Source organism: Pseudarthrobacter kochi (assembly GCF_055412805.1).
On record NZ_JBVAYV010000056.1, the window covers coordinates 1 to 14393 of the forward strand.

Here is a 14393-nt window from a genome sequence, read left to right on the forward strand (position 1 = left end):
TCAGGTGGCTCTCAACCACGCCAATCGTGGCTCTGAACGACACGATCCGTGATCTGGGCAGGTGGCTCTGAAGCGCACGACAGGTGGCTCCCTTGGAAGCCAGTATTCAACTGGACAAACGCGGCGCCGAACTGCTCTTCCAGGTCCTCACCGAACGCGAAGAAAAAGCATCCGTGGCCATCGCCACCAACGAATCCTTCTCCGGCTGGACCAAAACCTTCACCGACCCACGCCTCTGCGCCGCCATCGTCGACAGACTCACCTTCAAAGGCACCATCATCGAAACCGGCACCGATTCCTACCGACTCGCCCACACCCTCCAACAAACCAGCTGAGCCGGTCAAACGAGCCGACAGAGGCGGACGCGCATCGGCCCAGACCAGGTCAAGTAGCCACGACCTCGCCGGGAGTTCGATTCTATGGCTGTCTCTTCATCATCCGAATGAGGTAGGCCGATGCGACCAACCCGACGAGAATTGCGATCGACCCGATAATCGCATACCCGATGCGTCCTTGCCCCTCGGTCGAAGAAAAGCCAAGATACATTGCCAGAGCGCTGATGCCGCAACTGAGGATGGTGAGCTTGATTGTCAGGAGCCCTGAGCGTGGTTGATTTGGCATGTTACCTACATCCTCCGCCTTGTGCGCTGCAGCCCCATTGATACCCTGCGCTTGCTACCGAAGTCCAGAACCCGGCGACGGCCAGCAGTGACAGTCCCATTCCCATCGCGGGAGCAGTCAGTGTAAATAGAGCAGCGATTCCGACTGCCAGCCCAACTCCTGCCAGAACATCTCCAAAGGAGAGAAGGCCGGTAGGATCCATCAAACTGATGGGGTTAGCCATAGCGTAAAGGTAGCGGTTGGCTTCCTGGTCTGAGGGGTCTGGCTGCGTAAAGCGGCCGATTCCCGGGTCGTAGTAGCGGGCGCCGAATTTGGTGTAGCCGGTGGCGGCGTCTTTGTAGCCCCCGGCGTACTGCCAAGGGTTCGCCGCAGCCTGGGCGCCGGTGGCGGTGGTGACGCCCCAGGAGTCGTAGGCGTAGGAGGCGGCTTTGGCCTGCGCACTGTCGGTAAGGGCGATGGTCGAGCCGAGCGCGTCGGTGGTGTAGTAAAAGCTCGCCCCGGCACTGTTGCGCATGCTGATGAGCGTACCGTCCGGGTCGCGGATAAACGAGGTTGTTGCCCCTGCGGCGGTTTGCCGGGTGATGCCGAGGGAGCCGTTGAGGAAGGTGGTTGCCCCGGCGGTGGTGCGTTCGGTGTTGGACGACCCGGCGTAGGCGAAGTTGGTCGCACCGGCAGAGGTCATCTGGTCAAAGGTGTTCCAGGCGAAGGTGGGGGTGCCGGCCTTGGTGGTGTTGCCGTTGCCGTCGTAGGTGTAGGTCGAGGCCCCGGACGGCGGTGCTGAGCAGGAGCCCGCGGAGGAGCCGGTCCAGCAGAGCTGGTCCGCGGCGTTGTACGCGGAATGGACGGTGCCGGTCCCGGTCTTGGCTGAGGTGAGCCGGTTACCGTTCAGGTCATAAGTCCAGGCCTCGGTCACCGAACCGGTCACTGCGGTCTTGAGCCGCTGCACGGCGTCATAGGTGTAGGTGGTGAGGGCCCCAGCTTCGGTGGTCATGGTCTTCCGCAGCGCGCCGTCCCTGGCAATGGCGCCGGTGGTGGAGGTGTAGGTGTAGGAGCGCTTGGCGAGGACCGCGGCGGCGGTGTTGGTCGCGGTGATGGAGGTGATCCTTCCGGCCTGGTCGTAGACCGTGGCGTTCTTCACCCCGTTCGGGTACATCGTTGCGGTCCGATGGTTGTTGTCGTCGTAGCCGAACCCGGTGCACTTGGTGGCGTTGGGGAAGGCCGGGGTCGCGGGGCAGGATCCGCCGGGTTCGGCCAGGGCGGTCAGCCGGTTGGCGGCATCGTAGCGGTAATTCACGGTCCCGGTCGGGTCGGTGAAGCCGGTGATATTGGACGCGGCATCGTAGGCCAGTGACGTGGTGACGCCGCCGGTGGTCTTGGCCGTCGGGCGGTTCTGGGCATCGTGGGAGTGGGTGGTGGTCCCGGCTGCATCGACGCGGGTCTTGAGGTTGCCGTTGGCGTCGTAGGTGTAGGTCACGCAGGTCGCCGGGACACAGGTCCCGAAGCGGGTCTGCAGCAGCCGGTTGTTGCCGTCGTAGGCGTACGTGGCCGTCTGGTTCTTGCCGTCCTTGCTGGTCGCGACCCGTCCCGCAGCATCGAAGGTGTTCGTGATGGACCCGAGCGGGGCCGGGCGGGTGATGGTGACCGGGTTGCGGGCGGCGTCGTAGGTGATGGAGGTCGTGTTGCCCTTGCCGTCGATCGTCTTGCAGAGCTGGCCCCGGAGCGCCCCGCAGCTCGTGCCCGCCGCGTCGCCCTCGTGCCGGTTGACTTTCGTCCCTTGGCCGGTCGCGCCGCCGGGGGTGACGGTCTGGAACGGCAGGCCCAGGACGGTGTCGTAGGTGTAGTTCGTGACCTGGCCTTCGCTGTCGGTGGAGGAGATCGGCTGGAACTCCAGCCATGCCTCGCCCGCGGTGGGTGCCGGATAGGTGTAGTCGACCTGTTTGCCGGTCCCGCCGGCCGCGCCGGCCGGGGACGTGGTGTTCTTCAGGGTGTTGTTCGGGTTGTAGGTCGAGGTGGTCAGGTTGCCCAGGTCATCCAGGCGGCTCAGGTGGTTGTCCTGGGCGTCGAACGTGTCCGTGATGACGTTGCCGAGCGGGTCGGTGATGGAGGTGATCTGGCGGGCGGTGTTGAACTTGTACGTCGTGACCCGGCCGGCGGTGTCCGTCAAGGTCGAGGTGGTGGCGTCGACCGCCTGCAGCGTGTGGGTCGTTGAGGCGCCGGCGTCCTGGATCTTGTCGGCCTGTTCGGCGATCTGGCCGCCGTTGGTTTCCCAGCGCTCAGTCCATCCCGCTGGCGGAGTGGCGGCGGAGTTGGAGCTGTCGAATCCGAGGCCGCCGATCAGCAGGGCACCGTTGCTGGCCGTGGTGATGCTGCCGACCTCGATGCTGGTAGCGGCGTAGCTGCTGTCCACTGCGGTCGCCACAGCGCTGTCCAGCGGTGTGGTGGTGTTGACGCCGGTGTAGGCGCCGATGCCGCCGCCCCATTTCCTGGCCGTGCTGAGCGTCCAGGTGTAGTTCGCCGGGTCGGAGGAACCGACCACCCGGTAGTAGGCGAAGACCCGCGCACCCGAGGACTCCGTGCTGTTGATGCCTAGTCCGTTGATGATCGCGGTCCAGCCCGCCGGTACGGCGGCCGTGGGATTCCTGTCCGCAGTAAAGGAGGCGACCAGCAAATCACCGGCCGCCCGCCCGGCAGGGGCGGGCAGTGAGACCGTGGTGGTGTCCGTTTCGGTGGAGGCGGTGCTGAAGGAGCTCAGGGCGATCGCGGGTGTGCCGGCGGGTTTGAGGGCTGTGCGCCAGGCTCCGACAGCCTTGGCGGCGCTAAAGTTCCAGGTCGCGGTGCCGGTTGAGCCGGCGGCGGCTGATGCGTAGATGACCTTCGCGGCTTTGCTGTTCGCGTCGTACGAGAGCTCGTTTCTCGTTCCCAGTCCGTCCCGGACCAGGACCATCTTGCCGTTGGCGTATTCGAGCCGGGTTGCCGTTCCGGTGGCGTCGAAAATGTCCTTCATCCGGCCGTCGATGTCGTACTCGATGGTGATGGTCCGGTTCAGGGTCTGGTCGATGATTTTGTCGGGCTGTCCGGCGTTGTCGTCGTCGTTGTACTCGAACAGGAGCTGGCGGCCGGTGGCCGTCGTGATTGTGGCCAGCCGCCCGTCGGTGTCGTAGGCGTAGGCGATCCGGTCCGCGGCAGCGCTGTAGTGGGCGCCGGCGAATGCGAGGCGGAAGACGTCGCCGAACTGCTCGTAGTCGTTGGTGTAGCCGGTGTCGTTGAACCGCAGTGACACGGCGCCGGGACTGTTCGTGAGCGTGGCATTTAGTCCCGCCGGCACCGCCCACCCGCCGCCCTTCTTCGGCATGAACTTGTACGTTCCCCCATCGGCCGCCGTGTACGTCAGCGAACTGTCGGCCCCCACACTCAGGGCGGTTTCCAAGGCTCCCTCGGACAAGGTGGGCCGGTCATCGTTGATGCTGTTGTACCGCCAGGACAGGTCAATGTCCCGGCCAGGGCCCTCCAGGTGCAGCAGTTTCCCGGTGACCAAAAAATTTCCCGTTGTCGGGTTCCAGCTCTGCTTGATGGTGTCGGTCAAATCACGGTTCACCATCCCGGCCGCGGACCGGGACCCGGCCAGGTGGCCGTCCGGTCCAGTGGCGGGCGGCAGGTTGTCAACGAGCGGAAGATTCATCGCCACGCCGAGGTTCGCCGGAACGGAAGCCGCCGGCTCCAGGGACGCGGGGCCCCGGGTGAACGCTGCCCCCGGCGGGTGCACCGCGGTTGGTGTTTGTGCCGCTCCTGCCGGGACAGCGAGCCCGGTCAGAACCACGGCGGAAAGAACGAGACCGGACAGAAGAGACCGTGCTGCAGCCATGCTGCGCCCCCAAAAAGTTGTGCTCCCCAGCGAGCAACTTCGCGCCCCCAGCGAGCACATGCTGATCATCAGCCGCGTTGAAACATTAAGCAAGCGATTGGAGTTAATAAATATCCGAAACTACCAGCAAAATCCGGCCGGCGCCGTACCCGTAGTGGGTGGACGTGACAAACCAAGGACCGCCAAATGATTGGCGCGTTGAGGCCGGATGAGAACCGAATCTGGGTTTGAAATAAGCGGAATCTAGGCATGCCGGTCCAGTCACCGCTGCATTCTGGATCGTTGCCCCTGCAGCAATTCAAGGCCACTCAACCGACATCGTTGTAACGCAACTCTACAATTTTCGTCAACAATTTGAATTAGGCCGCGCAGGGGCCCGAGCCCATCCCTATCAGTCCATTTGATGACGCCTCACGCCAGGCCCCGGTCCATATGCATCTCCGGAGATCGGATTTCAAAATCGGTACGACTGCCCGCCAGAAAACAAAGCGTCGGGGGCGTCCCCACCACTCAAGAGGGCGAATCCGGAGCCGCCCTGACATGGGTCCCGTCAGACTGCCATTCCCTCTCCAAGTGGGCTCAATTGAAGTTGACATTCCCAGGCGGGCGTGCGCGAGGTCCCTGGCCGTCCCGGAGCGCAGCCGGGAAAAGTCCCTGAGGGCTTCTTCCTCCGGGTCCGGGATCCGCACCTCGGTCACGGAGCCGACGGCGAGCATCTCGGCCGGGACCCGGGCGTCCCGCCGGTCGGTTTTAATCCGATCCCCGGGTGCACGCAGCAGTTTCGAGGACGACCCGAGACCGCATCGAGAGTCGGTGTGAAGGTACCCGGTCGGGCCGTCCTGGTGGGCTCCGTTCAGACTTACATATTCAAAAATGCTTACTTTTCGACCAACACTGACACGCAGACGGGAAAATGGATTCCGAAAGGGGTGGCGCGCTGGCCCGGACCGTGTGGGGCCCGGGCCAGCACTGATGTCTCGGTAGAGGTGCAGCTATGCGACGCCACGAAGTGCGTCAGTGGATTTCTGGTCGATTATCCCGGCTTCATCAACAACAACACCGTAGTGTTCACGGGCTGAGGCAACGGACACATATCCGAAACGGACTTCTTCAGCTACCCGTTCGGCTGGGCGGACTCGGGGATTTCCGAATCCGCCACCACCGCCGGCGAGCTGACGATACAACGTCCCAGCCGGCAGCCCTGTGATCAGGTCCTTGGACTTCGGGACGACCACGTCACCGTCCGGATACGTGAATTCGATCAGGTTAACCGAGCCGGGCATCCCCTGGCTGAGCCCCGGCGCGGCCGACTCGTCTGTATCGCCGTCCCCGAAGATGCTGGCCTGGATACTGGGGGCTTTGAACTCGAAGATCGACTCAACACCCAGTCCTCCGCGCCACTCTCCTGCGCCCCCGGAGTCCTGCAGGTATTCAAATTTCCGGATAAAGATGGGCATCATCAGTTCGAACATCTCGGGGTCCTGCGCACCGAGGGCACCACCGGAAGCGATGAGCCCCACATGGTCATAACCATCGGCACCCTGGGTCCCGCCTCCGCCACCCTTACAAGCGTTGATGAGAATGTCCACGAACGGTGAACTGTTCCGATCTTCCTGCCCGTTGAGAATGGAGCACAGCAGCGGGTTCCAGCCGGCGGTTACCCGCTCCGGAAGGGCCTCGGAGAAGGCCAGCATAATGGCTGAACAGATCTGGTCTGACAGGTGGTTACCGAATCCTGACGCCGCCGGATATTGGCAGTTCAGGATGCTGCCCTTGGGTACTTTGACCTCGATGCAACGCATGATTCCGTCGTTGTGCGGAATTTCCGTATCCGCCAACATGAAGAAGGAAATCATGACGGAGGAGAGGGTCACAGCTAAAGGTGCGTTGACGTACCCGGGTGTCTGAGGATCCGTTCCGGCAAAATCGAAGACGAGTTGGTCGCCCTTGACAGTAATCTCAACCCTAATCTGCATGGTGCTGTCAGGGGTGATGCCGTCGTAATTGACCTGCCACTGGGACTTGTAAACACCATCCGGCATCCTGGTGATGATCTGACGGGCCATGGCCTCCGCTGAGTCGAGCATGCTTTCGACGACGGCTTTAAAGGTGTCAACGGAGTAGCGGTCGACCAGCACCTGCAGCTCGCGTTCGCCTACGGTGCAGGCGCCGATCATTGCACGAATGTCCTCTTCAACGACGCTGAGACGGACATTACCGAAGATCAGATCCCACACGTCCTCGCGTAGCACGCCGCCGTCGTAGACCTTGACTGCAGTCAGCCTCAGCGCTTCCTGCCAGAGATCCGTGGCATTGGGGTTGTATGAACCCGGAACCGCGCCGCCGACGTCAGCCTGGTGGGCTGTAATGACTACCCAGGCAATGTGTTCCCCGTCATGGAAGACAGGCTTGGTGACCTTCCAGTCGGAGGCCTGATTGCCTCCGGTATAAGGATCATTGTGCAGAATCACGTCTCCCTGCTTGACTCTGTCCTTGAATTTTTCGGCGATATGCCGCATTGCCGGCGCAGCGGCGTAGCCGAGGATGGGAATGTATTCCGTCTGCTCAATAAGCCGCCCATCCTGATCATAAATACCCAACGAGAAGTCGCGGCCTTCAACGAGCAAAGGGGACCTGGTGCTGCGTTCAACGACTACGCCCATTCGTTCCCCAATAGCCTTGATCCGGCTGGCAATGACTGAGGTAAGGATAGGGTTAAGAGCTTTCCTCGCCTGTGCTGGTACCTGTACCTGTGACATGTCTACTTTTGTCCTTCCATGAGCAGAGACGAGGCATCAAAGTTCTTGCGCGTCATGACGTAACTACCCGAGCCATCGAGCTCGAGGTCGAAGAATTCAGGGACAAACACCGTCGTCGTGGGTTCCTCGACAATGGCCGGTCCCTCAATCCGCTGCCCCACGGGAAGAGACTGCCCATCGTAAACGGGCACTGATTCCTTCCGGGCCAGAGACTTGAGGTAGACGGCGCGCCATCCCTTGGGGGAAGCTTCAGTCTCGGACCCGGTACCCGTCTCGGCGAGGTCGAGCGCTGGCCTCCGGCCTACCACGGCCACCCGGAGGCTGAGCATCTCCAGGTCTGCACCTGCGGCCGAAAACCCGTACAGCTGTTCGTGCCGGGAGTGGAAGAGCTCGGCGACTCTGCCTGGCCCGGCCGGATCCGTGGGATCGAGATCTCCAGCTTTGAAGCTGACAATCACCTCGTGGTGCTGTCCGATGTAGCGCATGTCGGCCGACACGATCACGTTGCGGTCCGCGTCAGCAACTCCTTCGAGTTCTAGCAGCGCGTCGCCCTCTTTTGACATTTCCGTGATCAGTGCGTGAGCTCGGTTCAAGTCGATCTGCGAGAACCTGGTGCTGAAAGCGCGGACAAAATCGTGTCGCAGGTCGGCCATCAACATGCCTGCCGCGCACAGCACCGAGGACAGTCTCGGGATGACTACCACGGGTATCTCCAGCTCATGCGCAATCATGCCCGCATGGACTGGTCCGGCGCCGCCAGCCACAACCATGGGGAACTCCCTTGGGTCATAGCCTCGTTCGACGGAAATATTCTTGGTTCCAGCTGCCATTTCCAAGTTGACCATCTCGTAGATACCGGCGGCGGCCTCTTCGACGGTGAGGCCCAGCGGACGAGCGACCTTGTCCGCTATTGCTGCGGCCGCAAGATCGCTTCGGAGCTTGACACGGCCGCCCAGGAAATATTCTGGGTCAATGTACCCGAGGACAACGTCAGCATCCGTCACAGTTGGTTCTACACCGCCGTTGCCATAAGCCACGGGCCCGGGATCGGCGCCGGCACTTTGCGGGCCCACACGCAACATTCCGCCGTCGTCGATCCAAGCTATGGATCCACCGCCAGCGCCGATGGTATTTACGTGTGTTGTGGGCAGGGAGATGACATGGCGGTTGATCTCGCCTTCCCGAGTGATCTGGACTTCACCGTCTTTGACCAAAGAAGCGTCGAAGCTCGTGCCTCCCATATCAACGACGGTGCAGTCCGCCCAGCCCCGCTGTGCCACGAAGGCCAAAGCTGCGACCGGACCGGCGGCCGGCCCAGACATCGTTATCGAGGCCGGCAGATGCGCCACGGTCGCGGGCAAGGTGATACCGCCGTTGGACTGCATGACCATCAGCGTCCCGTTTGCGCCTCGTTCAGCCAGTCGCCCGACAATCTCCTTCATGTATCGCTGAACGACCGGGCCGAGGTAGGCATTCATAGCCGTGGTGCTGATCCGCGGGTAGAGCCTAATCTGTGGCAGAACCTCAGAGGAGATTGACAGGAAGATCCCGGGAGCGCACTCTTCGATGATCTTCCGGGCCTCCTGCTCGTGCGCCGCGTTCTGATAGGAGTGGACGAAACAGACGGCGATGGCCTCGACGCCTTCAGCGACCAGTTCCCCGACTGCGTATTGCAGCGAGTCCACATCCAGGGGTGTCACGACGTTGCCATCAACGTCCACGCGCTCGGTAACCGTTTTACGCAGATCCCTGGGCACAAGCGGTTGCGGTGCCACATATTTGTTGTCGTAGAGATGCTTACGGCTACGGATGCCGCGGCGCATCTCCAGGATGTCGCGGAACCCTTCCGTCGTAATCAGCCCTGTCTTGGCACCTCGCCCCGTCAGAACCGCATTTGTGGCTACGGTCGTGCCATGCACGATGAGATCGATCTGCGAAAAGAATTCCTTTTCCGATAGCCCTTCGAGCACCCCCAATTCTGACAGTCCGTTCAGGATCCCGTTGGAAGGGTCTGCAGGCGTTGTTGAGGTCTTGTGCTGCCGCTTGATACCCGTCGCCTGATTTACCAGCAGAAAATCCGTAAATGTTCCGCCGACGTCAATGCCAACTTGATAGGACATTAGTTCCCCTCCCCGATCTGGAATATTTCTTGAGAAATGTTGGAAGCCTGCAGGGGAGCGTCCTGCTGGATGACGAATGTATCTGCGATGCTTGCCCCTTCAGTCAGTCGTGAATTCACGAAATTCGGGTGCAATGCAAGAACCATGCCCTCGACCAAAATGGTGTTGTCGGTCTCGGTCAGGACCGGAGTGTCATGGTCGATCCCGACGCCATGACCGTGCCAGATCCCGGAATCGACGTCTGCCGGCGCCGCGATTTTTTCGATGGCCGTTGCTACATCAGCTGCAGTCTTGCCGACCCGCATCTGGGATTGCGCGGCCTCATGGGCGGCCAGAGTGGTCTCTGCAATACGGCGCTTTTCGTTACTGATCTGTCCTAAGGCGAACAAGCTGGCCTTCTCCACCCAGAACCCGTTGGGCCCCGTGATTTCCACATAGACGCTGGCGAGGTCGCCTTCAACAAGCGGGTCAGCGGTTGGAACGTCGTTGAAGTATGGTTTGGTACCCACCATGATCAAGACCTCACGAGCGCCCCTCCGGCGGACCTCACGCTGCATGTCACCCCACAACTCCCAGCCGGAGACTCCCACGGCCGCCCGTTCCCGGAAGACATTCAGACCTGCATCGGCAATGACGGCCGACCGCAGGACTTCATCGATTTCCTCCTGGGTCTTTACGGCCTTAATCCGGCCCACCAGGGCAGTTGCGTCAGACAGTTGCGCACTTGGCAGGGCGGCGCACAGCATCTCGTAGTCGCCGACCGGAACGATGTGGCGCAGGCCGACCACCCCGATCTTCCCGGTATCCGCGTGGTGTTCACTGACGACGGCGGCAATTACTTGGGGAAGGCTGTCCTGGTCCGAAATCACATCACCCTGGCCAGCTGCCCTGACGTCTGAGAGATGTGTGGCCTGCTTGGCGAACCACGCATCGGAGGTGGTCGGCAGAACCATGATCGGTTCCTCACCGGGGATGACAACTGCATATGCGAGACGAACCTGGGGGCAGTAACCTGTCACGTACTCGAGGTACCCGTACTGGGTGATGAGTCCTCGTCCGGCCACGATCAGCGCGCCCAGGCCATCAGACCTCATTTCTTCCCACAAAGCTTCGATACGGCCGTCCCGGATCTTCTTCTTTAGGGTGCTAAAAGTCGAAGTCAGCAAACTTGATTTAACCATTTTTGATCTCCTCATTAGATAAAACCGCTGGACGCCGTGTTAGGAAATGGGGCAGCTTCTCCGTGTTTGAAACGAGAAGCAATTCTGCATCTCACCGGCATACTTAAAAATCTGCAGCAATTACGTTTTCGATAAATTCGTCTTATCGCGACGCTCGTCATCAGTCGGCGCCCAGGCCTAGTCGGCGCCGCTGGACGTGGTCCATGTAGACGGCCACGATGAGGATGGTTCCGGTAATGGTGCCCTGCCAGAAGTCCGGGACTCCAGACAGTGTCAGGCCGTTCTGAAGCACACCCATCATGAGAACGGCCATGACCGTGCCTCCCAGTCCGCCCGAACCCCCGGACATTATTGTTCCGCCCAGCAGTACGGCGGCAATGACCTGCAGTTCAATTCCCGTGCCTACGACGGGGGACGCTGAGGTGAGTCTGCCCATCTGAATGATGGAAGCCAGCCCCGCCAACAGGCCAGTAGTCACGTACACGGAGAGCAGGACCCGCTTCACCCTGATACCAGCCAGCCGCGCGGCTTCCCTGTTGGAACCGACCGCGTAGATCTTGCGTCCCCAGCTCGTGTGACCGAGCACAAAGTATCCAAGGGCTACCACGACGGCCGCGATCAGCACGGGGACGGGAACGGGCCCAAGACTTCCGTCGCCAATCTGGAGGAACAGTGGTGCATCTCCGAGCTGGATCGATTTTCCTTCCGAGGCCACCAGGGCAAGACTTCGGTACGCGGAGAGCGTTCCCAGAGTGACCACAAAGAATGACATGCCCAAGACACCGACCAGAACGCCGTTGAGGAGGCCCAAGGCCATGCCTGAGACCAAGGTGACGGCGATGACGGCGATCGAAGGGACGCCGGCTAGATACAGTGTCCCCGCGATGATTCCGGAGAGCGCCAGGGCAGATCCGATCGACAGATCCGCACCGCCGGTCAAAACAACCATTGTCATTCCCACGGCCAATATGAGGGGGACCGTTTGGAGACGCAGGATGTTTACTAAGTTCTCCACGGTCAGGAAGTTGGGCTGAAATGAGCCAAAAAAAACAATCAGCAGAATAAGGACAATGGAGAGCGTAACTTTGGGGCTGAATCCAACTTTCCTGCGTGCCAGCTTGTGATCTTGGGGAATGTTATTATCAGCATTCGTGGTCTGTGGTGTTGAAATTGCCATAATCAGGCCACTTCCCTTTCTTGTTCTGAATGAAAAGCCAACGCAGCAATGCGTTCCTCTGTTGCTGTTTCCCTGTCGAGTCGTCCCACGATTCGTCCGTGGGAGAGGACGTAAATGGTGTCGCATAGGCCAAGCAGTTCTGTGAGCTCAGAGGAGGCCACCAAGAATCCCATGCCCTTCGCCGCGGCCTTGGCGATGTGCTCGTAAATTTCGGCCTTGGCCCCGACATCAACGCCGCGCGTTGGTTCATCAAGGATCAGCAGCTTGGGCTCCCGAACGATGGAACGTGCCAGCAGTACTTTTTGCTGATTGCCACCGGAAAGTGCTTCAATACGTTCCTCGGTGTCGACGCATCTAACGCCAAAATTCGAAATGACCTTTCGGGTGAGACTTCTTTCGCGTGTCGCCGACATGATTCCGGCCTGAGAATGCTCGGCAAGATTGGAGGCGGACACGTTTTCCCGAACGGATCGGCCGGGGAAAATTCCTTGAGCTTTCCGGTTTTCACCGACAAACCCAACCCCGGCCTTCAGCGCCTGGGCGGGGTGAGTGAACCTGACATCCCGCCCATCGAGCCGCACCGCCCCGGAGGTTCGCGGGACAGCGCCGAAAATGGTCTGGGCCAGAGTCGAGCGGCCTGAGCCCATGAGCCCTGCCAGGCCAACAACCTCGCCTGCCCGCACCGTAATTGACACGTCCTCGATGAAATCGGCTGCGCATAGGGCCTCGGTCTGCAGCACGATTCGTTCGGTGACCGTCCGCTCCGACGTGAAGACATCGTCCAGAACGCGGCCAACCAGCATTTTGACGACGTCGCGATCTGAAACATCTCCCATGGGGGCCGCACCGCTGACGCACCCATCCCGAAGAACGACGATCCGGTCGGCGACTTCACGTATTTCACGCATGCGGTGGGAAATGAACACTATCGCCATGCCGTTGTTCTTGAGTCGCCGCAGGGTACCCAGCAGCCGGTCGGTCTCATCTTCGGACAGGGAGCTGGTTGCCTCGTCCAGCAGCATCAGCCGGGGGCGGCGGGAAAGGACACTTCCGATCGCCACCAGCTGCTGAATATTGATGGGGAGCTGACCCACGATGGCCTGTGGATCAACATCTATGTCAAGGACATCCAGGATCTCCCTCGCACGTCTCTGGACCTGCGGCCAGTCGATTCCCAACCCCAGATAGCGTCGCATGGGCAGGGTGCCGAGAAGGATGTTCTCGGCAACGGTTAAATGGGGTGCGACGGCCAGCTCCTGCTCCACCAGCCCTATGCCCGCGGTAACCGCATCGCTGGGACTGGTGAAGTTCACTGCCTTCCCATCCACCTGGAGGTGGCCGGAATCAGGTGCCAAATGGCCTGCAATGACCTTCATGAGGGTTGATTTCCCCGAGCCGTTTTCGCCGGCGATAGCGAGTACTTCGCCGGGGGAGATTGAGAGGCTTACGCCGCCAAGGGCCGTCGTGCCCGGATATCTCTTAACCACGCTGATGATTTCGAGCATCATCGTCCTTCCGAAGCCCTGGTACGGAGGAAGCTACTTGACGGGCAGGCCAAGGTACTTTCCTCCGGTGATCTGTTTGACCCGGTCGGACCAGGGCACGAACGAGCCAACATTCTCCGGCGTAACCATGGCGACATCCATCTGGTAGAAGTGCCCGATCGGCTTCTTTTCCATGACTGATGTAACGATCAGCCGGCCCAGGGTTTGGCCCACCTCTACTGGCTTGTAATCCCAGGTGGCATCGATGGTGCCGTTCTTCAGGGCATCGAGTCCGTCCTGACTGGCGTTAAAGCCCGTCACGACAATCTTCTTGGACTTGGCCGCTGCCTTGGCCGCGGCTGCAGCACCGATGGCACTGGGGTCGTTGTACGTGTAGATGGCCGAAAGGGCCGGGTACTGGGTCAGGAAGGCTTCAGCCAAAGGCCGTGCTCCTGCTGCGTCGTCGGTGGGGTTTCCCTTCTGACCAGCGAATGTCAGGCCATCGCGCGTCTCCAGCTGCTGCTTGAACTGGTCCAGCAGGTAGATGTTTGTGGTCACCGGGGCCGCGATGCCGATCGCTCCAACTTCACCGGCCCCATCCGTCTTTTCCGCGATGAACTTGGCTGCCTCCTGCGCCTGCTGCTTCCGCCCGGTCACCACTTCGGCCCGGATCGGGGCCAGCGCCTCGGCGCCGGCGTCCTCCATCAGTGCGTCATGGGCAAACAGCGGGATGCCGGCCGTGTCCGCCCGGCCCAACACGCTCTTAAGCGTCGGAAAGTCCAACGGAAACACCATGATCGCGTCGACCTTCTGCGTGATGAACTGGTCGATATCGCCGATCTGCTTGTCAATGCTCAACTGGCTGTCAGCCGTAATGAGTTTTCCTCCGTGCTGTTCGAGCTCGGCCCGGAGGCCGTCGGCGATGCCCTGAATGGTCGAATTCTGGGCCGTCGGCAGCGTCATTCCCACGGTGAAGACATGCTGTCCGCCGGCGTTTCCGGCGTTCGAAATCCCACCGCAAGCCGACAGCGCGAAGGAGAGAGTCGCAGCAAGAGATGCTACGGCCAGGAATCTTCTGTTGAGGTGTACTACTGATGTGAGACAGTCTTTGAAAGGATTGTTCCCATGTCTTCCCGTCCCACGTTTTCTGATGAGTTCAAGGCTGATGCTGTTGATCTCGTGATTACTT

7 protein-coding genes and 1 pseudogene are annotated in these 14393 nt (G+C 60.8%); 1 reads left to right on the forward strand and 7 read right to left on the reverse strand.

Annotation, left to right across the window (positions count from 1 at the left end; genetic code table 11):
- Nucleotides 1–104 precede the first annotated feature (104 nt).
- Nucleotides 105–335, forward strand: a pseudogene (locus tag ACZY0Y_RS18005) (ATP-binding protein); the annotation flags it as partial.
- Between the two features lie 287 nt (nucleotides 336–622).
- Here the strand turns inward: ACZY0Y_RS18005 and ACZY0Y_RS18010 are convergent.
- The 7 genes from ACZY0Y_RS18010 to ACZY0Y_RS18040 form a co-directional block, all read right to left on the reverse strand.
- Nucleotides 623–4483, reverse strand: a complete 3861-nt coding sequence (locus ACZY0Y_RS18010) for an RHS repeat domain-containing protein (protein ID WP_463959563.1) — start codon at nucleotides 4481–4483, stop codon at nucleotides 623–625.
- Between the two features lie 992 nt (nucleotides 4484–5475).
- Nucleotides 5476–7242 carry a hydantoinase B/oxoprolinase family protein gene (locus ACZY0Y_RS18015; RefSeq protein WP_463959565.1) on the reverse strand — a complete coding sequence of 589 codons (1767 nt, stop codon included), beginning with the start codon at nucleotides 7240–7242 and terminating at the stop codon, nucleotides 5476–5478.
- A 2-nt stretch (nucleotides 7243–7244) separates the two neighbouring features.
- Nucleotides 7245–9362 (reverse strand): hydantoinase/oxoprolinase family protein, encoded by a 2118-nt coding sequence (locus ACZY0Y_RS18020; protein WP_463959567.1) that lies wholly within the window; start codon nucleotides 9360–9362, stop codon nucleotides 7245–7247.
- A complete protein-coding gene (locus ACZY0Y_RS18025) occupies nucleotides 9362–10543 on the reverse strand; it encodes a M24 family metallopeptidase (RefSeq protein WP_463959569.1) in 1182 nt (393 codons plus the stop codon). Before ACZY0Y_RS18025 ends, ACZY0Y_RS18020 begins: the two co-directional genes overlap by 1 nt.
- A gap of 160 nt (nucleotides 10544–10703) precedes the next feature.
- Nucleotides 10704–11720, reverse strand: coding sequence for an ABC transporter permease (locus ACZY0Y_RS18030; protein WP_463959571.1), 1017 nt, complete (start codon nucleotides 11718–11720; stop codon nucleotides 10704–10706).
- 2 nt (nucleotides 11721–11722) lie between these two features.
- Nucleotides 11723–13228 (reverse strand): sugar ABC transporter ATP-binding protein, encoded by a 1506-nt coding sequence (locus tag ACZY0Y_RS18035; protein WP_463959573.1) that lies wholly within the window; start codon nucleotides 13226–13228, stop codon nucleotides 11723–11725.
- 30 nt (nucleotides 13229–13258) lie between these two features.
- Entirely contained in the window at nucleotides 13259–14167 is a 909-nt protein-coding gene (locus tag ACZY0Y_RS18040; protein WP_463959575.1) for a sugar ABC transporter substrate-binding protein, read from the reverse strand.
- Nucleotides 14168–14393 lie beyond the last annotated feature (226 nt).

What these genes read in the sequence shown, in the direction of transcription:
- ACZY0Y_RS18025 (WP_463959569.1), bottom strand. Translation starts at nt 10,543, where the DNA reads ATGGTTAAATCAAGTTTGCTGACTTCGACTTTTAGCACCCTAAAGAAG.
- ACZY0Y_RS18015 (WP_463959565.1), bottom strand. Translation starts at nt 7,242, where the DNA reads ATGTCACAGGTACAGGTACCAGCACAGGCGAGGAAAGCTCTTAACCCT.
- ACZY0Y_RS18020 (WP_463959567.1), bottom strand. Translation starts at nt 9,362, where the DNA reads ATGTCCTATCAAGTTGGCATTGACGTCGGCGGAACATTTACGGATTTT.
- ACZY0Y_RS18035 (WP_463959573.1), bottom strand. Translation starts at nt 13,228, where the DNA reads ATGATGCTCGAAATCATCAGCGTGGTTAAGAGATATCCGGGCACGACG.
- ACZY0Y_RS18010 (WP_463959563.1), bottom strand. Translation starts at nt 4,483, where the DNA reads ATGGCTGCAGCACGGTCTCTTCTGTCCGGTCTCGTTCTTTCCGCCGTG.
- ACZY0Y_RS18040 (WP_463959575.1), bottom strand. Translation starts at nt 14,167, where the DNA reads ATGACGCTGCCGACGGCCCAGAATTCGACCATTCAGGGCATCGCCGAC.
- ACZY0Y_RS18030 (WP_463959571.1), bottom strand. Translation starts at nt 11,720, where the DNA reads ATGGCAATTTCAACACCACAGACCACGAATGCTGATAATAACATTCCC.